21 protein-coding genes are annotated in these 25,713 nt (G+C 71.0%); 10 read left to right on the forward strand and 11 right to left on the reverse strand.

The genetic code is table 11. The annotated features are described in order from the left end of the window. Positions 1-79 precede the first annotated feature (79 nt). Positions 80-2,518, forward strand: coding sequence for a DNA helicase PcrA (gene pcrA, locus E0H26_RS11385; protein ID WP_131303564.1), 2,439 nt, complete (start codon positions 80-82; stop codon positions 2,516-2,518). A 332-nt stretch (positions 2,519-2,850) separates the two neighbouring features. After that, positions 2,851-4,416, forward strand: a complete 1,566-nt coding sequence (locus tag E0H26_RS11390; protein ID WP_131303565.1) for an ATP-binding cassette domain-containing protein — start codon at positions 2,851-2,853, stop codon at positions 4,414-4,416. Positions 4,417-4,420: 4 nt separating this feature from the next. Here E0H26_RS11390 and E0H26_RS11395 read toward each other — a convergent pair whose 3' ends face one another. Both E0H26_RS11395 and E0H26_RS11400 read right to left on the reverse strand, forming a co-directional pair. Further along, on the reverse strand, positions 4,421-5,260 hold the full coding sequence (locus tag E0H26_RS11395) for a M23 family metallopeptidase (protein ID WP_131303566.1): 840 nt from the start codon (positions 5,258-5,260) through the stop codon (positions 4,421-4,423). A gap of 276 nt (positions 5,261-5,536) precedes the next feature. Then, complete coding sequence (locus E0H26_RS11400; RefSeq protein ID WP_131303567.1) at positions 5,537-6,250, reverse strand: M23 family metallopeptidase; 714 nt, start codon at positions 6,248-6,250, stop codon at positions 5,537-5,539. Positions 6,251-6,708: 458 nt separating this feature from the next. On the opposite strand from E0H26_RS11400, the gene E0H26_RS11405 reads away from it, so the two are divergent. The 3 genes from E0H26_RS11405 to sucD all read left to right on the forward strand — a co-directional run bounded on the left by E0H26_RS11405 (position 6,709) and on the right by sucD (position 9,718). Beyond that, positions 6,709-7,113 carry a coenzyme B12-dependent isobutyryl CoA mutase small subunit gene (locus E0H26_RS11405; RefSeq protein WP_111214750.1) on the forward strand — a complete coding sequence of 135 codons (405 nt, stop codon included), beginning with the start codon at positions 6,709-6,711 and terminating at the stop codon, positions 7,111-7,113. 535 nt (positions 7,114-7,648) lie between these two features. Continuing rightward, on the forward strand, positions 7,649-8,827 hold the full coding sequence (gene sucC / locus E0H26_RS11410; protein WP_131303568.1) for an ADP-forming succinate--CoA ligase subunit beta: 1,179 nt from the start codon (positions 7,649-7,651) through the stop codon (positions 8,825-8,827). A gap of 3 nt (positions 8,828-8,830) precedes the next feature. After that, positions 8,831-9,718 (forward strand): succinate--CoA ligase subunit alpha, encoded by an 888-nt coding sequence (sucD, locus tag E0H26_RS11415; protein WP_131303569.1) that lies wholly within the window; start codon positions 8,831-8,833, stop codon positions 9,716-9,718. A gap of 46 nt (positions 9,719-9,764) precedes the next feature. On the opposite strand, the gene E0H26_RS11420 is transcribed toward sucD, so the two are convergent. After that, positions 9,765-10,025, reverse strand: coding sequence for a DUF4190 domain-containing protein (locus E0H26_RS11420; protein ID WP_131303570.1), 261 nt, complete (start codon positions 10,023-10,025; stop codon positions 9,765-9,767). 159 nt (positions 10,026-10,184) lie between these two features. Here E0H26_RS11420 and E0H26_RS11425 point away from each other — a divergent pair, with 159 nt between their 5' ends. Next, positions 10,185-11,477: a cell division protein PerM gene (locus E0H26_RS11425; protein WP_131303571.1), complete on the forward strand. Its 1,293-nt coding sequence runs from the start codon at positions 10,185-10,187 to the stop codon at positions 11,475-11,477. Positions 11,478-11,576: 99 nt separating this feature from the next. Here E0H26_RS11425 and E0H26_RS11430 read toward each other — a convergent pair whose 3' ends face one another. Further along, positions 11,577-12,269: a DUF4190 domain-containing protein gene (locus tag E0H26_RS11430; protein WP_131303572.1), complete on the reverse strand. Its 693-nt coding sequence runs from the start codon at positions 12,267-12,269 to the stop codon at positions 11,577-11,579. A 6-nt stretch (positions 12,270-12,275) separates the two neighbouring features. Further along, entirely contained in the window at positions 12,276-12,575 is a 300-nt protein-coding gene (locus tag E0H26_RS11435; protein WP_131303573.1) for a CD225/dispanin family protein, read from the reverse strand. 159 nt (positions 12,576-12,734) lie between these two features. Here E0H26_RS11435 and purN point away from each other — a divergent pair, with 159 nt between their 5' ends. Together purN and purH are read left to right on the forward strand one after the other, a co-directional pair. Beyond that, on the forward strand, positions 12,735-13,346 hold the full coding sequence (gene purN / locus E0H26_RS11440) for a phosphoribosylglycinamide formyltransferase (RefSeq protein ID WP_131303574.1): 612 nt from the start codon (positions 12,735-12,737) through the stop codon (positions 13,344-13,346). Next, positions 13,343-14,914: a bifunctional phosphoribosylaminoimidazolecarboxamide formyltransferase/IMP cyclohydrolase gene (gene purH, locus E0H26_RS11445; protein ID WP_131303575.1), complete on the forward strand. Its 1,572-nt coding sequence runs from the start codon at positions 13,343-13,345 to the stop codon at positions 14,912-14,914. The genes purN and purH overlap by 4 nt, the downstream gene beginning before the upstream one ends. A gap of 35 nt (positions 14,915-14,949) precedes the next feature. Here the strand turns inward: purH and E0H26_RS11450 are convergent, their stop codons facing one another. The 6 genes from E0H26_RS11450 to E0H26_RS11475 all read right to left on the reverse strand — a co-directional run bounded on the left by E0H26_RS11450 (position 14,950) and on the right by E0H26_RS11475 (position 23,214). Then, on the reverse strand, positions 14,950-17,322 hold the full coding sequence (locus tag E0H26_RS11450) for a putative bifunctional diguanylate cyclase/phosphodiesterase (protein WP_240742112.1): 2,373 nt from the start codon (positions 17,320-17,322) through the stop codon (positions 14,950-14,952). 120 nt (positions 17,323-17,442) lie between these two features. After that, the gene (locus tag E0H26_RS11455; protein ID WP_131303577.1) at positions 17,443-18,471 is read right to left on the reverse strand and encodes an ABC transporter ATP-binding protein; all 1,029 of its coding nucleotides are present in this window, start codon (positions 18,469-18,471) and stop codon (positions 17,443-17,445) included. Further along, positions 18,455-19,492: an ABC transporter ATP-binding protein gene (locus tag E0H26_RS11460; RefSeq protein WP_131303578.1), complete on the reverse strand. Its 1,038-nt coding sequence runs from the start codon at positions 19,490-19,492 to the stop codon at positions 18,455-18,457. The genes E0H26_RS11455 and E0H26_RS11460 overlap by 17 nt, the downstream gene beginning before the upstream one ends. 119 nt (positions 19,493-19,611) lie before the next feature. Next, positions 19,612-20,568 carry an ABC transporter permease gene (locus E0H26_RS11465; protein WP_131303579.1) on the reverse strand — a complete coding sequence of 319 codons (957 nt, stop codon included), beginning with the start codon at positions 20,566-20,568 and terminating at the stop codon, positions 19,612-19,614. A gap of 18 nt (positions 20,569-20,586) precedes the next feature. Next, positions 20,587-21,525, reverse strand: coding sequence for an ABC transporter permease (locus E0H26_RS11470; RefSeq protein WP_131303580.1), 939 nt, complete (start codon positions 21,523-21,525; stop codon positions 20,587-20,589). A gap of 84 nt (positions 21,526-21,609) precedes the next feature. Continuing rightward, a complete protein-coding gene (locus E0H26_RS11475) occupies positions 21,610-23,214 on the reverse strand; it encodes a peptide ABC transporter substrate-binding protein (protein ID WP_131303581.1) in 1,605 nt (534 codons plus the stop codon). Between the two features lie 437 nt (positions 23,215-23,651). On the opposite strand from E0H26_RS11475, the gene E0H26_RS11480 reads away from it, so the two are divergent. Continuing rightward, positions 23,652-24,512 (forward strand): bifunctional methylenetetrahydrofolate dehydrogenase/methenyltetrahydrofolate cyclohydrolase, encoded by an 861-nt coding sequence (locus E0H26_RS11480; RefSeq protein WP_131303582.1) that lies wholly within the window; start codon positions 23,652-23,654, stop codon positions 24,510-24,512. Positions 24,513-24,688: 176 nt separating this feature from the next. After that, entirely contained in the window at positions 24,689-25,639 is a 951-nt protein-coding gene (locus tag E0H26_RS11485; protein ID WP_131303583.1) for a malate dehydrogenase, read from the forward strand. The last annotated feature ends 74 nt before the right edge of the window (positions 25,640-25,713 follow it).

A 25,713-nucleotide genomic window follows, 5' to 3' on the forward strand; every position in this document is an offset into this window, starting at 1 on the left:
TGCGGCCGGCGTTGGGCAGGGGCCCTTCCTTCACCGCCTGGCGGGCGGTGTCCGAGGGGCGGCATAGACTCGCCCTGCGATGCATCCTCTCTTCGACATCCCCGTGTCCCCGCCCGCACCCGAACCCGCCCGGGCGCAGCCGCCGCGCCGTGCCGCGCCGGGCCGCCTCGATCCGCTGGAGTTGGTGGAGGGCCTCAACGGCCCCCAGCGGGACGCGGTCACCCACGCCGGGTCGCCGCTGCTGATCGTCGCCGGTGCCGGTTCGGGCAAGACCCGGGTGCTGACCCACCGGATCGCCTATCTGCTCGCCGCCCGGGACGTGCATCCCGGCGAGATCATCGCGATCACCTTCACCAACAAGGCCGCCGGTGAGATGAAGGACCGGGTGGCCGCGCTGGTCGGTCCGCGCGCCCGGCTGATGTGGGTTTCCACCTTCCACTCCGCCTGCGTCCGGATCCTGCGGGCCGAGCACGAGCACGCCGGCCTGAAGTCGACCTTCTCGATCTACGACGCCGACGACTCGCGGCGGCTGATGCAGCTGGTCGCCCGCGAACTGGACCTGGATCCGAAGCGCTATCCGGCGCGGGGCCTGGCCGCGCAGGTCTCCAACCTGAAGAACGAACTGGTCGATCCGGAGGCTTTCGCCGCTCGTGCCTCGGGGCCCAACGAGCGGGCGCTGGCCGAGGCGTACACGCTCTACCAGCGGCGGCTGCGCGAGGCACACGCGCTCGACTTCGACGATCTGATCATGACGACGGTGCATCTGCTCCAGTCGCACCCGCACGTGGCGGAGAGCTACCGGCGCCGGTTCCGGCACGTCCTGGTCGACGAGTACCAGGACACCAACCACGCGCAGTATGTCCTGATCAAGGAGCTGGTCGCCGGCACCGAAGGGCTGGAACCGGCGGAGCTGTGCGTGGTCGGCGACGCGGACCAGTCGATCTACGCCTTCCGGGGCGCGACGATCCGCAACATCCTGGAGTTCGAGCGCGACTTCACCGACGCCCGCACCATCCTGCTGGAGCAGAACTACCGCTCCACGCAGACCATCCTGAACGCCGCGAACGCGGTGATCGACCGCAACACGTCCCGCAAACCGAAGCGGCTGTGGAGTGACGCCGGTACGGGCGAGCCGATCGTGGCGTACGTCGCCGACACCGAACACGCCGAGGCGGACTGGGTGGCCCGGGAGATCGACCGGCTGGTCGACGCCGACGAGACCCGCCCGGGCGACGTGGCGGTCTTCTACCGCACCAACGCGCAGTCCCGCGTGTTCGAGGAGGTGTTCATCCGGGTCGGCCTGCCGTACAAGGTCGTCGGCGGGGTGCGCTTCTACGAGCGCAAGGAGGTGCGCGACGCCCTGGCCTACCTGCGGGCGGTGGTCAACGACGACGACACGGTCAGCCTCCGCCGGATCCTCAACACGCCGCGCCGGGGCATCGGCGACCGCGCCGAGGCGTGCGTGGAGGCGTTGGCCAACCGCGACCGGATCTCCTTCGGTGCCGCGCTGCGCCGGGCCAAGGACGCGCCGGGCATCTCCAGCCGGGCGGCCAACGGCATCGCCGACTTCGTGGCGCTGCTCGACTCCGCCCGGGAGTTGGCCGTCGACGGCACGCCGGAGGAGGTGCTGGAGGCGATCCTGACCCGCTCGGGATACCTGACCGAGTTGGAGGAGAGCCTCGACCCGCAGGACGCCGGCCGGGTCGACAACCTCCAGGAACTGGTCAGCGTCGCCCGCGAGTACACCGAACGGATCGAGGCGACCGGCGCGGACGGGGAGCGGGCCACCCTGGCCGGCTTCCTGGAGCAGGTCGCGCTGGTCGCCGACGCCGACCAGGTGCCCGCGCAGCCCGGCTCGGCAGCGGACGGTGCCGAGGCGGACGACATCGCGCCCTACCAGGGCGTGGTCACCCTGATGACCCTGCACACCGCCAAGGGGCTGGAGTTCCCGGTGGTCTTCCTGACCGGCCTGGAGGACGGCGTCTTCCCGCACCTGCGCTCGCTGGGCGACACCCGGGAGTTGGAGGAGGAGCGCCGGCTGGCGTACGTCGGCATCACCCGGGCCCGGCAGCGGCTCTACCTCTCCCGGGCGGTGACCCGGTCGGCCTGGGGGCAGCCGGCGTACAACCCGCCGTCCCGGTTCGTCGAGGAACTGCCGCCCGAACTGGTCCGCTGGGAGCGGACCGAGGGGTCGTACACCTCGTGGGGTGGCGGTGGTGGCGGCGTGGGAGGCCGCGCGGACCGGGCGCCCGGCGGGCGTGGCACCTTCACCGGAGGTACGCCCAGAGCCGTCCAGTTGGCGCGCAAGCTCGGCGTGGACGGCAGCCGACTGGCCACCGCGAGCGAGCTGCCGCAGGGGCCGAAGGTCAGCGCCGGGGACCGGGTGAACCACCAGCGGTACGGGCTGGGCCGGGTGGTGACCGTGGAGGGGCACGGCCCCGGCGCCCGCGCGCAGATCGACTTCGGTGATCAGACCTTGTGGCTGGTGCTGCGGCACGCCCCGATCGAGAAGCTCTGAGCCAGCCGCCGCCGATCACCGCCGGACAAGCGGGGTGGGCGGCGGCTGCGCTATCGTCGGGGCATGTACTCGTGCGCCTTCTCGATGAAGCCCTGGTTCCGCCGCTGACGGCGGCAGGGTTGACCAGCTTCTTCTGATCGTGCTCTGTTCCGCCGTCCTGGTGTTCTCGCCGGGCGGCGTCTTCGTGCTGCCCGGCTCCATGACGAGCCGAAGAGCAGACAGTGAACAATCTTGAACTGAATTCAGCACAATCCTGGGGCAGCCAGCTGCCGGCGGGGCACCGGGCGCACGTACGCGCCGAGGGTGTTCGGGTGGTACTGGGCGGACGTGTCGTGCTGTCCGATGTCAGCGTGACCGTCTCGGCCCGCTCGCGCCTGGCCATCGTCGGCGAGAACGGCCGGGGCAAGACGACGTTGCTGCACGTACTGGCCGGGGTGACCGCACCCGACCAGGGCACGGTGGAGCGGGCCGGCACGATCGGCCTGGCCGGGCAGGCGCTCGAAGCGCGCAACGGCGAGACGGTCGGCACCCTCGTCCGGGCCGCCACCCGGGAGTCCCACCGCGCGTTGCGGGCGCTCGACGACGCGGCGACGGCGCTGGCCGAGGAGGTGCCGGGCGCGGACGCGGCGTACGCCGCCGCGCTCGACGCGGCCACCCGGCTGGACGCCTGGGACGCCGAGCGTCGGGTCGACGTGGCGTTGGCCGGGCTCGACGCCTGCACCGACCGGCAGCGCCCGTTGTCGACACTGTCGGTCGGTCAGCGCTACCGGGTTCGCCTGGCCTGCCTGTTGGGGGCCCGCCACGACCTGCTGATGCTGGACGAGCCGACCAACCATCTCGACGCCGACAGCCTGACGTTCCTCACCGGGCGGCTGCGTCAGCATTCGGGCGGGGTGGTGGTCGTGACACACGACCGGGCACTGCTCCGCGACGTGGCCGTGGAGTTCCTGGACCTCGACCCGAGCCAGGACGGTCGACCGCTGCTGTTCGCCGGCGGGTACCCCGGCTGGCAGGAGGGGCGTCGCCGGGAGCGCGAACGCTGGGCGCGGGACTACGAGGCCCAGCAGGTCGGACACCAGCGGCTCGCCGACGCGGTGAACGAGGCACAGCAACGACTGAGCACGGGGTGGCGCCCGGAGAAGGGGCACGGCAAGCACCAGCGCCAGTCTCGCGCCCCCGGTGTCGTCCAGGCGCTCCGGCGCCGGCAGGAGGACCTCGCGGCCCACCAGCTCACCGTGCCCGAGCCGCCGCTGCGCCTGCGGTGGCCCGAACTCGGCGGCTGCGCGCGGTCAGCCATCCTGCACTGCGACGGCGTGACGGTGACCGGGCGGCTGCGTCACCCCGTCACGCTCACCCTCGACAGTGCGGACCGACTGCTGGTGACCGGGCCCAACGGAGCGGGTAAGTCGACGCTGCTCGCGGTGCTGGCGGGTGAACTCGAACCGTCGACCGGTGCGGTACGCCAGCTGCCGCGGGCCCGCGTCGCGTATCTCGGGCAGGAGGTGCCGGCCTGGCCGCCGACCGCGCTCGCGCACGAGCTGTACGACCGGCACGTCGGTCAACTCCAGTCCCGGGGACAGCTGCGCGACAGTGACCGGCTGCCCCTGACCGCGACCAACCTGCTCGACCGGGAGGCCCTTCGTACCCCGGTCGGGCGGTTGTCCCTGGGGCAGCAACGCCGGCTGAACCTCGCGCTGCGGCTCGCCGAGCGGCCCGACCTGCTGATTCTCGACGAACCCACCAACCACCTGTCGGCGCCGTTGGTCGACGAGCTGACCGCGGCGTTGCGGGAAACCGCGGCGGCCGTCGTGGTGGCCAGCCATGACCGTCAGATGCTCGTCGACCTCGCGGCCTGGCCCGTCCTGTCGCTCACCGGCAACGGGGAGGAGGGGTCCTGACCGGTCAGCAGGCCACGTCGATGCCACGCGCCCGCAGGAACGGTGCGGGGTCGATCTGATTCCACATCTGACCCTGGTGCACCTCGAAGTGCAGGTGCGGGCCGGTCGAGTCGCCGGTGGAGCCCTCCAGGCCGATGGTCTGCCCGGTGCTGACCTTGTCGCCCACGCTCACCTTGGCGGTGCTCAGGTGGGCGTAGTGGGTCAGGTAGCCGTTGCCGTGGTCGATGAAGACGGAGATGCCGTAGCCGTCGCCGACGTCGCCGGCCTTGGTGACGGTTCCGCCGAACGCGGCGCGGACCGGGGTGCCGGCCGGCAACGCGAAGTCGATGCCGGCGTGCAGGGTCCCCCAGCGAGGGCCGTAGCACGAGGTGATGGCGGCGCCGGCCATCGGGATCACCCAGGCGGACTTCGGCGTCGCGCTCTTGGTCGGCTTCGGCGTGGCCTTGGTGGTCTTGGTGGCCTTCGGGCTGGGTTTCGCCGTCGGGCTGGCGCTGGCGCTGGCGCTGGCGCTCGCGGTCGGGCTCGGCGTCGGGGTCGACGTGGGGGAGGTGCTGGGGGCGACCGGTTCGCGGGCCGAGCGGTCGGCCCGGCCGGCGGCCTCGGCGCGGGCGGCGGCCTCGGCGCGGGCGGCGGCCTCGGCGCGGGCGGCGGCCTCGGCCTGCGCGTCGAGGGAGACCGGGCTCGGCGTGGGGTCGCCGTCGCGGGTCGCGACGGCGACGCCGCCGAGACCAACCAGGGCGACCGCACCGATGACCAGGCCGCGGTCGCGCCAGCCGACCCGCCGCCGGTGGCGGGCCGGGGCGTCGGGGATCTTCCGGTACGGGGTGGAGTTGTCGTCCTGCACGGGCGGACCTCACTGGATCGAAGTGGCACGTGACTTCGAAATCCTGGTGTCGATCCGACATGTCGTGGGTACCGGGGTTGGTGGTGCCGGTCCGCCGAGGTCGTACCGCTGTCCGGTTCTGTCCGCCGATGTGGCCGACTGGCCGAACCCGTGCGGGCGCGGAGCTGTGGCGTCCGCCACAGTCGCGGATGTGAGCTGGGGAACATTGCCGCCGGGTCGACAAAACAAAACCGCCCGGATCGCGTGATCCGGGCGGTCATCGGGCCTTACTGGTAGTCAGGAGTCGGCTACCTCGCTGTAGATTGCCTCGACTTGTAGCTTGATGTCCACTCCGCGCTCCTGGAGCCACGGCACCGGGTCGAGCGGCTTGCCGTTGACATGGATCTCCAGGTGCAGGTGGACGCCGTACGAGTGGCCGGTGTTGCCGACCAGGCCGAGCTGGTCGCCGGCCTTGACCTGCTGGCCCTCCCGGACGGTGACGGCGGAGGAGTGGCCGTAGATCGCCTCGCTGCCGTCGGTGTGCTGGACGATCACGGCGTAGCCGTAGCCGCCGAACCAGCCCGCCTTGGTGACCGTGCCCTCGTGGATCGCCACGTACGGGGTGCCCTCGGGGGCGACCAGGTCGACGCCGGTGTGCAGCTTGCCCCAGCGCATGCCGTACGGGGAGTTGAAGTCGTAGCCCTGAAGGGGGAGCAGCCAGACCCCGGTGTCGGCGGCGGTCTCCGAGCTGCCCCGGCCGTCGCGGGAGGCCCGCTCCGCGGCATCGGCGCGGTCCGCCGCACCCTGGCTGCTGATCGACGCCTGCTTCAGCTCGTCGAGCACCGACGGGCTGACGCTCTTGGCGTCCGGCAGTGCGCTGGCACCCAGGGCCACCACACCGGCGCCGACGAAGGCGGTGGTGACCACAGCGGCGTAGCGACTACGTGGGGGGGTGGGTACGCGGCGGCGACCGCGATATCGATCGGGCTCAGACGACAGGCGCTGGCGCACGCATACCCTCCGTTGTCGGGGTTCCGATGCGGTCCAGCCCGCACCCGGAGGAGGCCCGAGTGTCGGCTGGGACGCGTCGTCACCCGTCCGTAGACCTGATGACAACCGTGGACACGGTAGCCAACCGTCAGTCGAGTCACAAGCCGGAGCGCCGAACTCGTTGCTCCATTCTGTCCCTTTCCGTCCATGATTGTCATGCCTTCCGCTACCAGGAGGGTGTCCTGGTTATCGTCCGTTCGTCGCGCACCGTGACCGATCGGCTGAGTCGTCCTCCTTGACTCGTCCGGTGTCGGTCGTGCCTGTGCGTGAAGCCGCGATGCCGGGGAGTTCCGCTCGTTCCCGCCGACCGTCCACCGCTGCCGCGCGCTGTCTTCGCCAGCCCCGGTTCCCCGGCCCCGGTCGCGCGGGTTACCGTTCGTTCAGGTGATTGCCGCGGAGCCGGTGAAAGGGATGCGCAGATGAGCTCTCGTGTTCGGGTCGTCGTCGCCAAGCCGGGCTTGGACGGCCACGACCGTGGCGCAAAGGTGGTGGCTCGCGCGCTGCGGGACGCCGGCATGGAGGTCATCTACACCGGCCTGCACCAGACGCCGGAGCAGATCGTGGAGACCGCGATCCAGGAGGACGCGGACGCGGTCGGCCTGTCGGTGCTCTCCGGGGCGCACATGACGCTGTTCCGGCGGGTGCTCGAACTGCTCGACGAGCGCGATGCCCGGGACATCGTGGTCTTCGGCGGCGGCATCATTCCGGATGCCGACCTTCCCGAGTTGGAGCAACTCGGCGTTGCCAAGATCTTCACGCCGGGCGCCACGACGCAGTCCATCGTGGAGTGGGTCCGGGAGAACGTCGCGCAGCCGGTGGGCTGACCTCCGGCTGCTCGGCCGGCTGGCGCCACCGCTCGTCCAGCGGGTGGCCCGCTCGAAACACACCCCGCTGCGGACCGGAAGAGGTGGCCCGGCGGTTCATAGGCAGAGTGAGGGGCCGGACGCACCCCTCACACGTCCGGCCCCTCTATGCACGATGCCCCGCCGCCACCCCTCGACCGACAGGGCATCGGCCGTCTGCTGCGTCCTCGCGCCTCGCAGCGCTCCGACACCTGACTCAACGACGCCCTTCCGGCGGGGTTACGCGCAGTCGCCGAGATCCCTCGCCGACCTGGCAAGATCGCTCGATCGGGTGATCCGTGGACCGGTCCGCTGCGCAGCGGTGACGCAGCGTCTGCGACGGCTGTGGATTACCGCACACCGCGCACCCGCTCGGTTGCCCGCCGTGCCGACATCGCTAGGCTGCGCCCAATGGCCTGCGTCAACTTCCACTGATGTCAGGCATCGCACTGTTTTCTTTCCATACGCTGGTGGCGGCGCGACGGTGCGCCGCGGAGACGGGACGGGACGCGCAATCGTGGACCTGTACGAATACCAGGGGCGGGACCTGTTCGAGCGGCACGGCCTGCCCGTGCTCGCCGGCGGCGTCGCAACGACCCCGGAGGAGGCCCGCGCGATCGCCGAACGCCTCGGCGGCCGGGTGGTCGTCAAGGCACAGGTGAAGGTCGGCGGCCGAGGCAAGGCCGGCGGCGTCAAGCTGGCCGAGGGCGCGGAGGAGACGGTGGCCCGGGCCACCGACATCCTCGGCATGGACATCAAGGGTCACACGGTCCACAAGGTCATGATCACGGTGACCGCCGACGTGGCCGACGAGTACTACTTCTCGTACCTGCTCGACCGGGCGAACCGTACCTTCCTCTGCATCGCCAGCGTGGCCGGCGGTATGGACATCGAGCAGGTCGCCGCCGAGACCCCGGAAAAGGTGGTCAAGGCCCCGATCGACGCGGTCAAGGGCGTCGACGAGGCCAAGGCGCGGGAGATCGTCTCCGCCGCCGGCTTCCCGGCCGAGGTCGCCGACCAGGTCGTCGAGATCGCGGTCGGCCTGTGGCAGGCGTTCATCGCCGAGGACGCCACCCTGGTCGAGGTGAACCCGCTGGCCAAGACCAAGGACGGCAAGCTGCTGCTGCTGGACGCCAAGATCTCGCTGGACGAGAACGCGGGCTTCCGGCACCCGGACCACGAGGCCCTGGTCGACCAGGCCACGGTGGACCCGCTGGAGCAGGCCGCCAAGGAGAAGGACCTCAACTACGTCAAGCTCGACGGCGAGGTCGGCATCATCGGCAACGGCGCGGGCCTGGTCATGTCCACGCTCGACGTGGTCGCCTACGCGGGTGAGCGGCACGGCAACGTCAAGCCGGCCAACTTCCTCGACATCGGCGGCGGCGCGAGCGCCGCGGTGATGGCCAACGGCCTGGAGATCGTGCTCTCCGACCCCTCGGTCAAGAGCGTCTTCGTCAACGTCTTCGGCGGCATCACCGCCTGCGACGCGGTCGCCAACGGCATCGTCCAGGCGCTGGACCTGCTCAAGCAGCGCGGCGAAGAGGTCACCAAGCCGCTCGTCGTCCGGCTGGACGGCAACAACGCCGAGGCCGGTCGGGCGATCCTCGACGGCGCGAACAACCCGCTGATCGAGCGGGTCGACACCATGGACGGCGCGGCCGAGCGGGCCGCCGAGCTGGCGGCTGCGGGGGTCTGAATCATGGCAATCTGGCTGACCAAGGACTCGAAGGTCATCGTCCAGGGGATGACCGGTTCCGAGGGTTCCAAGCACACCCGGCGGATGCTTGCCGCCGGCACCAACGTCGTCGGTGGCGTGAACCCGCGCAAGGCGGGCACCACCGTCGACTTCGACGGCGCCGAGCTGCCGGTCTTCGCCAACGTGGCCGACGCGATGAAGAACACCGGTGCCGACGTCACCGTCATCTTCGTACCGCCGCAGTTCACCAAGGGCGCGGTCATCGAGGCGATCGACGCCGAGATCCCGCTGGCCGTGGTGATCACCGAGGGCGTACCGGTGCACGACACCGCGGCCTTCTGGGCGTACAACGTGGCCAAGGGTGAGCGGACCCGGATCGTCGGGCCGAACTGCCCCGGCATCGCCTCGCCGGGCGCCTCCAACGCCGGCATCATCCCGGCCGACATCACCGGCACCGGCCGGATCGGCCTGGTCAGCAAGAGCGGCACGCTGACCTACCAGATGATGTACGAGCTGCGCGACATCGGCTTCTCGACCTGCGTCGGCATCGGCGGCGACCCGATCATCGGTACCACGCACATCGACGCGCTGGCCGCGTTCGAGGCGGACCCGGACACCGACGCCATCGTGATGATCGGTGAGATCGGTGGCGACGCCGAGGAGCGGGCGGCCGAGTTCATCAAGGCCAACGTCACCAAGCCGGTGGTCGGCTACATCGCCGGCTTCACCGCGCCGCCCGGCAAGACCATGGGCCACGCCGGTGCGATCATCTCCGGCTCGGCCGGCACGGCCGACGCCAAGAAGGCCGCGCTGGAAGCGGTCGGCGTCAAGGTCGGCAAGACGCCGACCGAGACCGCCAAGCTGATGCGGGAGATCATGTCCGGCCGCTGACCGGACCGCTCACCCGCGCGCAGGGGCCGACCGCGAGGTCGGCCCCTCAGCGGTTCCAGTACGGGTAGTTCCCGGTGCCCCGCAGGATCAGGCTGACCACGATGTTGAGCACGCCGAGCCCGATGGCCACGTAGCCGAGCACCGGGGACTTGCGGTAGCGCCGCGCGTCGCGGATCGACAACCAGCCGAAGACGATGCCGAGGATGCCGCAACAGAGCAGGCCGGTCACGATGCCCAGCACGCCCCAGAGCGTGGTGCGGTCCCGGCCGGCGGGCGGTGGCGGGGGCGGTGGATACGGAGTGTTCACGGCTTTCCTCCGGACGTCAGCTGCCGCCACGTGGATCGCGGCTCCCTGTGCCGAGGCTAGAGGAGGACCCGCGGCGTCACACGCAATCAGGCCAACTAGATGCCCTGGTGGTGTGGTGTCGGACAGCCGACGGTGGCGCGGCATGCCAGAGTAGAAGCAATGTCATTTGTCACCCCTGACCAGCCCCGGCGCGCCACCGACGCCCGTGAGGCCGGCGCCCGGCCCCCCGGCCGTGCCGGTCCACCGCGTCGGGTGCCGCTGCCTCGCGCCGAGCCCGCCGGCCGCAGCCACGCTCCGCTGGTGGTCGCCGCCCTGGTGGCCGCCGGTGGTGCCGCGCTCACCTCCTGGCTGCCGGTGGCGCTCGTGCTCTGGTTGTTCCAGCTCAGCGAGGGTGCCGCCAGCCTGCTCGGTGCCGTGCGCGCCGGGACGGCCGGCTGGCTGCTCGGGCACGGGGTGCCGCTGGACACCGCCACCGGGCCGTTGGGTCTGGCGCCGCTCGCGGTGACCGCCCTGGCGGTGTGGCGGTTGTCCCGGGCGGGGGTGCACGTCACCCGTGCGATCGGGGCGCGCGGCAGCCGGTCGGCGGGCCGTACGCTCGCCGCCGCGGCGGCGGTCGGCTTGGCGTACGCCCTGTTGGGTGTGCTCGGCGCGCTGCTGGTCGGGACCGGCGGGCTCGGCGTGTCGGTGGTGCGGGCCGGGCTCACCCTCGCCGTCCTCGGTGGGCTGGCCGCTGGTGTCGGCGCGGCCCGCACCAGCGGAGTGTCCGAACTGCTTGCCACCCGGACGCCGAAGCCGCTGCGGGCGGGCGCGCAGGCGGGACTGGTGGCCGGGCTGGTGCTGCTCGGCGCGGGTGCGGCGGTGGCGGGACTGGCCGTGGCGACCGGCGGCGGTGACGCGGCCGACCTGATCGGTGCCTACCGCACCGGCGTGGCCGGTCAGGCCGGCATCACCCTGGTGAGCCTGGCCTACGCGCCCAACGCCACCATCTGGTCGACCAGCTACCTGCTCGGCCCCGGCTTCGCCGTGGGCACCGACACGGCGGTTCGCACCAGCGAGGTCGCCGTCGGCGCGTTGCCGGCCCTGCCGTTGTTCGCCGGCCTTCCGGGTGGACCGGTCGACGGCTTCTGGTCGGCCCTGATCCTGGCGTTGCCGGCCCTGGTGGGGATGGCCGTTGGCGGGCTGCTCGCCCGCCGAATGCTCCGCACGACCACCGCCGGACGGGCGCCGCTGAGCTGGGGGGCGTTGCTGTTCCCGGCCGTGCTCGCCGGGCCGGTGGCGGGCCTGCTGATGGGCGCGGTCGCGGAGGCGTCGGGTGGACCGCTCGGCGCGGGCCGGCTGGCCGAACTCGGCCCGGTCGGTTGGCAGGTGGCGCTCGCCGCGACCGTGGTCATCGGCGCCGGTGCGCTGCTCGGTGCCGCCGCCACCCGCTGGCTGACCCGGTTCGCCTCCTGAACGACGGCGTCGCCTCCGGGTAGGACCGCTACTCGGGGAGGCGGTGGAGACGGTCGAGGGGCGTCCCGACGTACCGGAACGCCCCTCGATCCAGCTTTGTCACGGCTGCATGGGCAGGTTGAAGTTCACCACCAGCAGCACGACCTGGAGCAGGCCCAGCAGCGCCCCGACCGCACCGCAGATCAGGCCGGCGAGCGCCTGTCCCGAGTTGCCGGCCAGACCCTGGTCCGCCTTCTGCTTGCCGAGCCAGCCGGTGATCACCGCGGCCACGCCCAGCGGAATGCCGAGGTAGCAGCAGGACAACGGAATCGACGCGATGCCGAGGATCATCGACAACAGGCCGAGGGTGTTCTGTTGTCCCCCCGGACCGGCGAAGCCGGCCTGCGGGTACATCGGCGGGCCACCGTACGGCTGTTGCGATGCGTACGGGTCGCCGTAGGGCTGGCCGTACGGCTGGCCCGTCGGTGGCTGCCCGTAAGCCGGCTGCCCGTAGGCCGGTGGCTGCCCGTAGGCCGGGGGCTGGCCGGCGGGCGGTGGCGCGTACGGGTCGTACGGTGCGGGAGAGGCCGGCGGCTGGCCGTACGGCTGCTGACCGTACGGATCCGCCGGTGGCGGGTTCGCCTCGGCCGGCGGCGCGTACGGATCCGCTGGCGGGGCGTACGGGTTCGCCGGCGGCGGGGCGTACGGGTTGGCCGGCGGTGGAGCGTACGGATTGGCTGGCGGCGACGAGGTCGGGTCCCCGTACGGCGGTTGCTGGCCGTACGGGTCCTGACCGGGGTTACCGGGCTGCATCCGGGCTCAGTAGCTCATCGCGTTGCCGCCGCTGATCGCGCCGAGCATGCCGCCACCAACGCAGCACAGCAGGACGATCGCGATCCAGGCGATGCCGACGATCAGGGCCCACTTCGACCACTTCTTCGACTCGGTCGCCGCGGCCTGCGCACCGGCGAAGTCGCCCTGCTGGAGCAGCGGGTTGACCTTCGAGGCGTTGATGATCGCGGGGATGGCCAGCGGCCAGAAGAGGAAGATCGCGACGATCGACATTGTCATGTTGTTGTCGATCTGCTGGGGCGGCTGGGAGGGGTATTCGGGCTGCATCTTGAGTGCTCCTCAGTTCGCTTTCGCTGATGGGTGCGGGCCGGATGTGCGCCGGTCCGAGCGACCGGCAGCGTACCTGGTCCGCGCGAATTCGGCAGTCGCCGAGCCGCGTGGCGCCCAGCGTCTGGGCAGCGGTCGACCGCCGGATAGGGTGAGCCGGTGACCGAGCCCGCCCGCATCGTCGTCCTCGTCTCCGGCTCCGGGAGCAACCTGCAAGCCCTGCTGGACGCGACCGCCGACCAGGCGTACGGGGCACGGGTGGTCGCCGTGGGCGCGGACCGCGACGGCATCGCCGGGCTGGACCGGGCCGCTGCGGCGGGCGTACCCACCTTCGTGGAGCGGGTCAAGGACCATCCGACGCGGGACCAGTGGGACGCCGCGCTCACCGCTCGGGTCGCCGAGCACCGACCCGACCTGGTCATCTCGGCCGGGTTCCTGAAGCTGGTCGGCCCACGTTTCCTCGCGGCCTTCGGCGACCGGTACCTCAACACGCACAACACCCTGCTGCCGGCGTTCCCCGGCATCCACGGCCCGCGTGACGCCCTCGCCTACGGCGTGAAGGTCACCGGAGCGACCCTCTTCTTCGTCGACGCCGGGATGGACACCGGCCCGATCGTCGCGCAGGTGGCGGTGCCGGTACGCGACGACGACGACGTCGACACGCTCACCGAGCGCATCAAGGAAGCCGAGCGGCAGCAACTCGTCGAGCAGGTGGGCCGACTGGTCCGCGAAGGCTGGACGATCACCGGACGAAAGGTCACAGTTCCGTGAGTTCCACTGAGGATGGCCGCCGCCCGATCCGGCGGGCACTGGTCAGCGTCTACGACAAGGCTGGCCTGGTCGAGTTGGCCCGGGCGCTGCACGCGGCCGGAGTGGAGATCGTCTCCACCGGCAGCACCGCGTCGACGATCGCCGGTGCCGGCGTGCCGGTGACCGGTGTGGAGCAGGTGACCGGCTTTCCGGAGATCCTCGACGGCCGGGTGAAGACCCTGCACCCGAAGATCCACGGCGGCCTCCTCGCCGACCTGCGCAAGGACGCCCACGCCGCCCAGCTCGACGAGCACGGCATCGCCGGCATCGACCTGCTGGTGTCCAACCTGTACCCGTTCCAGGCCACCGTCGCCTCCGGGGCGAGTCAGGACGAGTGCGTCGAGCAGATCGACATCGGCGGGCCGGCGATGGTGCGGGCCGCCGCGAAGAACCACGCCTCGGTGGCGGTGGTGACCGACCCGGCCGCGTACCCGCTGCTGCTGGCCGCGCTCGACGGCGGTGGCTTCACCCTGGACCAGCGCCGGGCGCTGGCCGCCCGCGCCTTCGCCGACATCGCCGAGTACGACGTGGCGGTCGCCGACTGGTTCGCCAGCACCCTGGCCCCGGCCGCCGACGGCTGGCCGCAGTTCGCCGGGCAGGCGCTGCGCCGGCAGGCGGTGCTGCGCTACGGCGAGAACCCGCACCAGGCCGCCGCCCTCTACGCCGACCCGGCCAGCCCGCCCGGCCTGGCCCAGGCCGAGCAGCTGCACGGCAAGGAGATGTCCTACAACAACTACGTCGACGCGGACGCCGCCTGGCGGGCCGCCAACGACTTCGCCGACCAGCCGGCGGTGGCGATCATCAAGCACGCCAACCCGTGCGGCATCGCGGTCGGCGCGGACGTGGCCGAGGCGCACCGCAAGGCGCACGCCTGCGACCCGGTCTCCGCGTTCGGCGGCGTCATCGCGGTGAACCGTCCGGTCTCGGTGGACCTGGCCGGGCAGATCGCCGAGATCTTCACCGAGGTCGTGGTGGCGCCCGGCTACGAGCCCGGCGCGGCCGAGGTGCTCCAGGCCAAGAAGAACATCCGGTTGCTGCGGGCGCCGGAGTTCCGCCCGCTGCCGGCGGAGTGGCGGCAGGTCACCGGGGGCGTCCTGGTGCAGTTGCGGGACGCCATCGACGCCGGCGGCGACGACCCGTCGAGCTGGCGGCTGGCCACCGGCGAAGCGGCCGACGAGACCACCCTGGCCGACCTGGTCTTCGCCTGGCGGGCGGTGCGCGCGGTGAAGAGCAACGCCATCCTGCTGGCCCGCGACGGCGCCACCGTCGGCGTCGGCATGGGCCAGGTCAACCGGGTCGACTCGGCCCGACTGGCGGTCAGCCGGGCCGGTGCCGACCGGGCCCGGGGCGCGGTGGCCGCCTCGGACGCGTTCTTCCCCTTCGCCGACGGCCCGCAGATCCTCCTCGATGCCGGCATCCAGGCGATCGTCCAGCCCGGCGGCTCGATCCGCGACGAGGAGGTGATCGCCGCCTGCAAGCAGGCCGGCGTCACCATGTACCTCACCGGCACCCGCCACTTCTTCCACTAGGCTGCTGTCTCGCGGATCTTGGTACGGAACGGGCTCTATGGAGGCCAATTCGCACCAAGATCCGCGGTCTGCTGGTGGGCCAGTAGACCGGAGACGCCGTCGGCGGTCATCGGCCGGGCCAGGTAGTAGCCCTGGCCACGGGTGTAACCGAGGTCGCGGAGCACGGCGACCTGCTCGGCGCTCTCGACGCCCTCGGCGACGGTCTCCAGGCCGAGCGCGTGAGCGAGTTGGATCACCGCGCGGGCCACCGCCTGCCGGGCGTCCGCCGCCGCGGCCTGGCCGTCGTCGATCTCGATGCCGTCGACGAAGGACTTGTCGAGCTTCACGATCGCGGCGGGGAAGGCCCGCAGCAGGCTCAGCGACGATTCGCCGGTGCCGAAGTCGTCGAGCGAGAGGCGGATCCCCATCCGGTCGAGTTCGACGAGGGTCCGGGAGACCTGCTGACCGCGGAGCACCGCCGACTCGGTCACCTCCAGCACCAGTTGCTCACAGGGGAGTCCGCTGTCGGCGAGCGCGGCCGTCACGTCGGCGACGAAGTCGGGGTCGTGCAGTTGCCGCGCGGAGACGTTCAGGCCCGCCTCGCGGAGTGCGTCCGGCCCGAACTCCAGTGACCACGCCGCCGCCTGGCGGCACGTCTCGCGCAGCACGAACCGGCCCAGCGGCACGATCAGGCCGGTCCGTTCGGCGGCGGGGATGAATTCGGCCGGGCCGACGACGCCCCGGGTCGGGTGGTGCCAGCGGACCAGCGCCTCGACCCCGACCAGCCGGTTGTCGTCGAGCCGCAGGATCGGCTGGTAGACGACCCGCAGCTCGTTGTCGTCCAGGGCCCGCCGCAGCTCGCCGCCGAGCTGCATGTGCGCCAGTACCGGCTCACCCATGCCGTCGACGTACCGGACGAAGCTCGCCTTACCGCGCTGTTTGGCCGTGTACATGGCGACGTCGGCGTCGCGCAGCACCGAGTCGACGGTGGCACCGGGTACGGCGTCGGCGATGCCGATGCTGGCCTGCACCAGGAGGCGGTGCTGGCTGATCGGCTGGTCGAGCGCGGCCAACAGCCGGCCGGCCAGTTCCTCGGGGTCGGTCTCCGCGCCGGCGAGCAGGACGGCGAACTCGTCACCGGCGACCCGTACCGGCAGGCCGTCGTCGCCGACCTCGGCGCGCAGCAGTTGGGCGACCGAGACGAGTAGCCGGTCACCGACGCCGTGGCCGAGCAGGTCGTTGACGGTCTTGAAGTCGTCCAGGTCGACCAGGAGCACCGACGCGGGTGTCGTCGCGGTGAGCGCGGAGGCGAGCCGGTCCCGGAAGAGCACCCGGTTGGCCAGCCCGGTCAGGCCGTCGTGGCTGACCTCGTACTGGAGGCGCTCCTCCTGGACGCGGGTGTTCCGCAGCAGTCGGGCGTTCTCCCGGTAGGCGATGAACTGCCGGGCGCTGACCAGCGCGGTCACCACCACGGCGGCGATCAGGACCACCCGGACCGGCCAGTTCAGCGGGGCACCGAACGCCACCGCCAGCAGCGGCACGTCGACCGCCACCACGGCCAGGTACGGCAGGAGCATGCCGTTGCGGGGCCGACCGCGCCGGGTCCCGAGCTCGGCCCGCCACTGCGCCCTGACGCCGAGCGTGAAGAGCACCGGGGTCAGTGGCATCACGATCGCCTGGGCGGGGATGGCGGCGACGTACCCGTACCGGACCGCGAGTACGGCGACGAGCCCGGCGGTGACGCCGCCGCTGGCCGCGACGAGTCGTAGCGCGACGCGGTCCACCGGGCCGCCCGCGACGAAGGACACCTTGGTCGCGGCGCCGACCGCGACCAGGAACGCGAGCCCGACCAGTGCCATCGCCTGCGGGCTCCACGGCTCGTCGGCGGCCAGCATCGGGGCCAGCCCGACGTAACAGAGCAGCGCCGCGCAGCCGAGGAACGCGATCATGCGGTCGAGCAGGATGCGCCACCGCTCGACCCCGCCGGCCTCGACGACCGGCACCCGGGCCACCGCCCAGATGGCGACGACGAAACCGATCGCCACGCAGGCCGCGGCCGGCAACGGCATGCTTCGCGTACGGGTCTCGGCGGCGTGCGTCAACATGTCCAGCGCCAGCCAGCCGTACCCGATGGTGATGGCGACCGCGGCGACGAGAAGCGCACGCCAGAAGCGTCGGGTGACCGGGGCGAGGTCGGCGCGGCGGAGCAGATCGACGACGGACGCGGCGGCGAACACCCCGCCGACGGGTACGAAGGTGTACGCGAGCGCCTCGGTGCCGGCGCCGACCGTGAAGTTCGCGGCGCACCAGGCGGCACCGAGGGCGGCGACCGCGACAGTGGTCCACACGTACCGTGGAGTGATCTGGCGGTCCCTCGCGGCGACCTCGACCGTGGGGTCCGTCGTTGGCAGAAGCGCCACCTGCGTCACGGCTCTGACCCTAGTCAGTTCGTGGGAGCGCGCCATCCGTCGACAGGAGCTTGTTCCACAAGGGATCGGCGCGCTGCCGCTGCCCGCCCCGTACCGCGCGACCGAGGACGGAGCCGGTCCCTACCGCTGCGGGCGCAGCTCCGCGAAGTGGCAGGCGGAGGGGTGCGGGTCGGCCGCCCGCGGCACCGCCTGCGGGTCCTGGGTGGCGCAGATGTCCTGCGCCTTCCAGCAGCGGGTCCGGAAGTGGCAGCCGCTCGGCGGGTCGGCCGGGCTCGGCACGTCGCCGGTCAGCCGGATGACGCTGCGGTGTCCCCGGGCCTCCGGGTCGGGCACCGGCGCGGCGGAGAGCAGCGCCTGCGTGTACGGGTGGGTGGCCCGCTGGTAGATCTCGTCCTCGGTGCCGATCTCCACGATCCGGCCGAGGTACATCACCGCGATCCGGTCCGAGATGTGCCGGACCACCGACAGGTCGTGGGCGATGAAGATGTACGACAGCCCGAACTCGTCCTGGAGTTCCTCCAACAGGTTGATCACCTGGGCCTGGATGGAGACGTCCAGCGCGGAGACCGGCTCGTCGCAGACGATCACCTCGGGGCGCAGGGCCAGCGCCCGGGCGATGCCGATGCGCTGCCGCTGGCCGCCGGAGAACTGGTGCGGGTAGCGGTTGATGTGTTCCGGGTTCAACCCGACCACGTCGAGCAGTTCCTGGACCCGCCGTTCGCGGCTGCCCCTGGGAGCGGCCTCCGGGTGGATCTCGAAGGGCTCGCCGATGATGTCGCCCACCGTCATCCGTGGGTTCAGCGAGGTGTACGGGTCCTGCATGACCATCTGCATGTTGCGCCGGATCCGCCGCAGTTCGGCGCCGGAGGCGGCGAACAGGTCCTGCCCGCCCAGGGTGGCCCGGCCGGCGGTCGGGCGCTCCAGCCGCATCAGCAGCCGGGCGAGGGTGGACTTGCCGCAGCCCGACTCGCCGACGATGCCCAGCGTCTCGCCCCGGCGCAGCTCGAAGCTGACCCCGTCGACCGCCTTGACCGCGCCGACCTTCTTCTTGAACAGCACGCCCTGCGTGATCGGGAAGTGCTTGACCACGTGGTCGACGTCGAGGATCGTCTCGCCCCGGACCTTGGTGGGCCTAGTGGGTGCGGTCATCGTGTACCTCCTGCGCGAAGTGGCACGCGCTGGTCCGGCCGTCGCCGAGGACCAGGTCGTGCGGCACCACGTCCACACAGACCTGCTGGGCGTACGGGCACCGGGGGTGGAAGGGGCAGCCGCTCGGGATCCGCATAAGGTTGGGCGGCAGGCCCCGGATCGTGGAGAGCTTTCCGCCGCGCTGGTCCAGGCGCGGAATCGACTCCAACAACCCCTTGGTGTACGGGTGCGCGGGCGCCCGGTACAGCGAGCGGACGTCGGCGTGCTCGACGATCCGGCCCGCGTACATGACCGCGATCCGGTCCGCCACGTCGGCGACCACACCGAGATCGTGGGTGATCAGGATCATCGCCATGTCCAGGTCCCGCCGCAGGTCGGCGAGCAGATCCATGATCTGGGCCTGCACGGTGACGTCGAGCGCGGTGGTCGGCTCGTCGGCGATGAGCACCTTCGGCTCCATGGCCAGCGCCATCGCGATCATGACGCGCTGCCGCATGCCGCCGGAGAACTGGTGCGGATAGTCGCCGAGCCGCTTGGCCGCCGCCGGGATCTGCACCAGGTCCATCAGCTCCACCGCGCGGCGCCGGGCGTCGGCGCGGGACATGCCGAGCCGCTGGCGCAGCGTCTCACCGATCTGCCAGCCGACCGGGAAGACCGGGTTCAGCGCGGAGAGAGCGTCCTGGAAGATCATCGCGATCTCCTTGCCGCGTACCTGCCGGCGCCGCTCCTCGGGCAGCCCGAGCAGGTCCCGGCCCTGGTAGCGGATCTCGCCGGAGCTGATGTGCGCCGGCGGGCTGTCCAGGATGCCCATGATGGCCTGGGCGGTGACCGACTTCCCGGAGCCGGACTCGCCCAGCACGGCGAGCGTCTCGCCGGGGTCGAGATGATAGCTGACCCCGTTGATCACCTTGGCCACGCCCTCACCGGTACGGAACTCGATGTGCAGGTCGCGCACTTCGAGCAGGTGCCCGCCGGGCGGGGTGGGGGAGGCCGGGGTCGGCCGGACGGCGTACTGGCTCACGGGGCCTGCCTTTCGCTCGCGACTGCGGGGCTCGCTGCGCTCACTCCTCGCGCTCGCGGTGTTTGCCTTTCGCTCGCGACTGCGGGGCTCGCTGCGCTCACTCCTCGCGCTCGCATGACTCACCGCAGTTTCGGGTCGAAGGCGTCGCGGATCGCGTCGCCGAGCATGATGAACGCCAGCACGGTCAACGCGAGGAAGGTCGACGGGACGACCAGCGGGGTGGCCGACTCCCGCATGTGCACCCGACCGTTGTTGATGTCGATGCCCCACGAGATGGTCGGTTCCTTGAGACCGATGCCGAGGAACGACAGGGTCGCCTCGGCGGCGATGAACGAGCCGAGCGCGATGGTCAGCACCACGATCGCCGGGGCGAGCGCGTTCGGCAGGATGTGCCGCCACATGATCCGACCGTTGCCGGCGCCGAGCATCCGGGCCGCGGCCACGTAGTCCTGCTCCCGTGCGGTGATCACCGAGGAGCGGACCACCCGGGCGGCGGTCGTCCAGCCGAGCACCGCCAGGACGAAGATGACCGAGCCGAGGCGCACCGTGGCGCTGTCGCTGGCCACCCGCTTCAACAGCACGATCGCGGCCAGCAGCAGCGGGATGCCGAGCACGATGTCGATCACCCGCGAGAGCACCGCGTCGACCCAGCCGCCGAAGTAGCCGGCGAGCATCCCCACGACCAGCGCGATCACGCCGGTGAGCAGCGCCGACAGGGCGCCGACCAGCAGTGACGCGCGAGCGCCGTAGACCGCCCGGGCGTACGTGTCGCAGCCCTGGAAGTCGTACCCGAAGAGAGCCCCGCCGGACGGCGCGGCATGCTGCCGGGACAGCACGCAGCTCGCCGGATCGTTGCTGGTGAACAGCCCCGGCGCGATGGCCATCGCGGTCACCAGCAGGACCAGGACCAGGCTGATCCAGAAGATCGGCTTGCGGCGCAGGTCCCGCCAGGCGTCACCGGCCAGGCTGCGGGGCTTGCGCGGCTGGCCCACCTGGTTCGGCGTACCCGGTTCGCCCGACGGCCCCCGCCGCGCGGCCTGGTTCTCGGAGGCCGCCACGGTTTCGAAGTCGCTCATGCCGCCACCTCGCTGCGCTCACTCATAGCGGATCCTCGGGTCGAGTACGGCGTACAGGATGTCCACCACCAGGTTGGAGACGAGGTAGACCACGACGAGCACGCTGACGATGCCCACCACCAGTGGGCCGTCCTCGGTGCGGATGCCGCGGAAGAGGTTGAAGCCGACGCCCGGGATGTTGAACACGCCCTCGGTGATGATCGCGCCGCTCATCAGGTTGCCCAGCTCGACGCCGAGGAAGGTGATCACCGGGATCAGCGAGTTGCGCAGCACGTGCACGCTGACCACCCGCCGGTTGGGCAGGCCCTTCGACCGGGCGGTACGCACGTAGTCGGCGCGCAGGTTCTCCGCCACCGAGGTACGGGTCAGCCGCAACGCGGTGGCCAGCGAGAGCGAGCCGAGAACGATGCCGGGCAGCAGCAGCGCGTAGAAATCCGGGTCGGCACCGGCGGTGGCCGGGAACAGTTGCCACTTGACGCCCAGGAAGTACTGCGCGAGCGGGGCGAGCACGATCGTCGGGATGCCGAGCACCAGCAACGTCAGCAGCAGCGTGGCGTTGTCGAAGATGCTGGCCCGCCGGATGCCGGCGAGCACCCCCGCGGTGACGCCGAAGATGACGGCGACCGCGATGGCGATCAACGCCAGCTTGATGGTGACCGGCCAGGCGGCGGCGAGGATGTCCCCGATCGACCGGCCGGTGAGCGACTCGCCCAGGTCACCCCGGAGCAGGTTCGAGATGTAGTCGAAGTAGCGGTAGAAGAAGCCGCCGACGCCGGTCGCGTCGAGGTGGTACTTCTCGGTGAGGTACGCCCGCTGCGCGGCGGTGACCGGACGTTCGCCGGCCAGCGCCTGGATCGGGTCGCCCTGGCCGGCGAACATCAGGGCGTAGACGATCAGCGTGGTGCCGAAGAAGGCCACGACCATCTGGAGCAGCCGCCGCACGATGAAGCGGAACATACTTGGCAGTCTCTCTGAAAAGGGGCGAATCGCGTGGCGGGTCGGATCATCGCCCGATGATCCGACCCGCGTACCGTGCGGCTGTTACTTGACGGCCTCGATCTTGAGCAGGTTGACCCGGTCGAAGAGGTCCACCTCGACGTTCTTCACCTTGGTCGAGTGCCCGAAGTTGTTCTGGCCGAACCGCAGCGGGATCACCGGCAGGTCCTCCGCCAGCAGGTCCTCGGCGGCCTGGTACTTCTTGATCGCCTCGTCCTCGTTCGGCGCGCTGATGCCCTCGGCGAGCAGCTTGTCGAACTCCGGGTTGCTGTAGCCGTAGTAGTTCGACGAGCCGTTGGTGCTGTACAGCGGGCCCAGGTAGTTTTCCATGGACGGGTAGTCCATGATCCAGCCCAGCCGGAACAGACCGACCGGCTGCTTGGCCTTCACCTTGGTCAGCAGGTCGGCGAACTTCGGCTCGGCGTTGCCGACGCAGTCCACGCCCAGGTTGGCCTTGAGCTGGTTGCAGGTGGCGTCGATCCAGTCCTTGTGGCCACCGTCGCCGTTGTACGACAGGGTGATCTTCGACGGGCCGCCAGCCGCCTGGTACAGCGCCTTGGCCTTGGCCGGGTCGAACTCGCCCGCCGCACCGACGGTGTTCTCCCGGTAGCCGGCGACCACCGGCGAGACGAACGAGCGGGCCGGCTGCTGCGAGTCCTTGAAGATCGACTTGGTGATCTCCTCGCGGTCGATCGCCATCGAGATCGCCTTGCGCACGTCCGGGTTGCTGAACTCCTGCTGGAAGGTCGGGAAGGCCAGGAAGTGCAGCGACGAGGCAGGGCTCTGCTGGAACCGGTCACCCAGGTCGGTGGCGGCCGTCGAGAGGTTCTCCGTCGGGATGGTCTTGATCACGTCGAGGTTGTCCGACAGCACGTCCGCGTAGGCGGCGGTCAGCTGCTGGTAGATCCGGAACTCGACGCCGGCCACCTTCGGCTGCTCGCCGGGGAAGGCGTCGTAGCGCTCCACCTCGACCTTGGCGTCGTGCTGCCAGGTGCCCTTCATCTTGAACGGGCCCTGGCCGACCGGAGCCTGCTCGTACCCCTCGGCCAGCTTGCCGGGCGCGGAGAAGGCGGCCTGCGGCAGCGGGTAGAAGGCGGTGTAGCCGAGGATCGACTTGAACTCGCTGTACGGCTGGGACAGCGTGACGGTGAAGGTGTCGTCGTCGACCTTCTTCAGCCCGCTGAGCGCGGTGGCCTTCGGGCTCTCGCCCTGCAGGTCGTCGTAGCCGGCGATCTTCTCGAAGAAGTAGCTGGAGTTCTGGCCGTTGGGGGCGTACGCGCCGTAGTTCCAGGCGTCGATGTAGTTGTCGGCGGTGACGTCCTCGCCGTTGTGGAACGTGTAGCCGTCCTTGAGCTTCACGGTCCAGGTGGTGTTGTCCTCGGACGTGATCGACTCGGCCGCCACCTCGTACGGCTTGTTCGTCTCGTCGTAGTCCACCAGCGGGCTGAACAGGGCCGCGAGCACCTGCGAGCCGCTCGTCTCGTTGGTGTTGGTCGGCACCAGGTGCTGCGGCTCGGCTATCTCGATCCGCACCGCCGCGTTGGGGTCGCTCTCGCCGGATCCACCATCGCCGCCCGAGCCGCAGGCCACCAGGCCCAGGGTCACCGCGAGCGGGAGGGCGGTCCAGGCAGCGAGCCTACGAACACGCATTAAGCCTCCTCATCTCCTTACGCAGCGCAGTCAGACCCAACGTGGGGTGACTCTGCGCAACGACGGGCAACGGTAGGTCGCGCGCCGCGAGTCGGCAACGTAGCGGTTGCGAACGGGTAACAGAACGAGACCCCCTGCGTTGCCGGGTGCCGGCACCCGTGCTATACGAACGCCCGGAATTTCCGAGATGACGTGGGGCAAAGTGGGGAGTGGTTCAGCGGAGTCCGGCTCTGCTGCTGCCGTATCGCGCCGAATCGGCGTGGCTGCCGTGTTACGGGGATTCCTGCCTGGCTGTCCCGAGCTGTTATGGCCGACCGCACATCTAATCACTCAAAGTGACTATGCCCACGTTACGCAAAGTAGCTCTTTGGTGCGGGTGTCGCCGAGCTGGAGTGGTCCGCGCAAGCCGGCGCGGTCGGTCGTGAGACGATCAGGGCGTGACGGCGACGCTTCTGGACGGCAAGGCGACCGCAGCCGAGATCAAGGACGAGTTGCGGGCACGGGTCAAGGCGCTGGCGGAGCGGGGCACCGTGCCAGGGCTCGGCACGGTACTGGTCGGGCACGATCCCGGCTCCCAGGCGTACGTCAACGGCAAGCACCGCGACTGCGCCGAGGTCGGCATCGCCTCGATCCGCCGGGAGCTGCCGGCCGACGCCACCCAGGCGCAGGTCGACGAGACCATCGCCGAGCTGAACGCCGACCCGGCGTGTCACGGCTACATCGTCCAGCTGCCGCTGCCCGGGCACCTGGACACCCAGCGGGTGCTGGAGCTGATCGACCCGGACAAGGACGCCGACGGTCTGCACCCGGTCAACCTGGGGCGGCTGGTGCTCGGCTACGACGCGCCGCTGCCGTGCACCCCGCGCGGCATCGTGGAACTGCTCCGCCGGCACGACGTGCCGCTGCGCGGCGCCAACGTCGCGGTGGTCGGCCGGGGCAACACCGTCGGGCGCCCGCTCGGGCTGCTGCTCACCCGGCGCAGCGAGAACGCCACCGTGACCCTGTGCCACACCGGCACCCTCGACCTCGCCGCGCACACCCGGGCCGCCGACATCGTCATCGTCGCGGCCGGTGTACCCGGCCTGCTCACCACCGACATGATCACGCCGGGGGCGGTCGTGGTCGACGTGGGCATCACCCGGGTGATCGGCTCCGACGGCAAGGGCCGCTACACCGGCGACGTGAACCCGGAGGTCGCCGAGGTGGCCGGCAAACTGGTGCCGATGCCCGGCGGCGTCGGCCCGATGACCCGCGCCATGCTGCTCACCAACGTCGTAGAACGCGCCGAACGCGGCTGAGGTGTAAGGAAGGGCACCCTATTAACGCCTCCGGTAGAGCAGGGGCCCCCTATTAACACCTGGGGCGGTGGAACGAAACCCCCGAGGTGCTCATAACCGTCCGCCCCTGGCCCGAACGGTGCCACCATGGCTGATACGGTCCGGAAAACCGACTGGTATCAGGGAGTGGGACGACCATGGGTAAGAAAGTCACTGTCGTCGGCGCCGGATTCTACGGCTCCACCACCGCGCAGCGCCTGGCCGAGTACGACGTCTTCGACACCGTCGTGATCACCGACATCGTGGAGGGCAAGCCCGCGGGTCTCGCCCTGGACCTCAACCAGTCGCGGGCCGTCGAGGGCTTCGAGACCAAGGTCGTCGGCGTGACCACCGGCCCGAACGGTGAGGGCTACGAGGCCATCGAGGGCTCGGACGTGGTGGTCATCACCGCCGGCCTGCCCCGCAAGCCGGGCATGAGCCGGATGGACCTGCTGGAGACCAACGCGAAGATCGTCCGGCAGGTCTCCGAGAACGTGGCGAAGTACGCCCCGAGCGCCGTGGTGATCGTGGTCTCCAACCCGCTGGACGAGATGACCGCGCTGGCCCAGCTCGCCACCCAGTTCCCGCACCAGCGGGTGCTCGGCCAGGCCGGCATGCTGGACACCGCCCGGTTCACCAACTTCGTGGCCGAGGCGCTGAACGTACCGGTGAAGTCCGTCAAGACGCTGACCCTCGGCTCGCACGGCGACACCATGGTCCCCGTGCCGTCGCAGAGCACCGTCAACGGCAAGCCGCTGCGCGAGGTCATGCCGGCCGAGCAGATCGAGGAACTGGTCGTCAAGACCCGTAACGGTGGCGCCGAGGTGGTGGCGCTGCTCAAGACCGGCTCGGCGTACTACGCCCCGTCGGCCGCCGCCGCCCGGATGGCCAAGGCCGTCGCGGAGGACTCCGGCGAGGTCATGCCGGTCTGCGCCTGGGTCGACGGCGAGTACGGCATCTCCGGCGTCTACCTCGGCGTGGAGGCCGAACTCGGTGCCCAGGGCATCAAGCGGGTCGTCGAGACCGACCTGGACGCCGACGAGGTGGCCGCCCTCAACGAGGCCGCCGAGGCCGTCCGCGCCAAGCAGGCCGACGTAGCCAACATGTGAGCCCTAAGCTCCAGCTGAGTTGATCAAGAGGTTTGCGTCTCGGAGAAGCCCGTCCGAGACGCAAACCTCTTGAT

Source organism: Micromonospora zingiberis (genome assembly GCF_004331455.1).
In the GTDB taxonomy this organism is placed as follows: Bacteria; Actinomycetota; Actinomycetes; order Mycobacteriales; family Micromonosporaceae; genus Micromonospora; species Micromonospora zingiberis.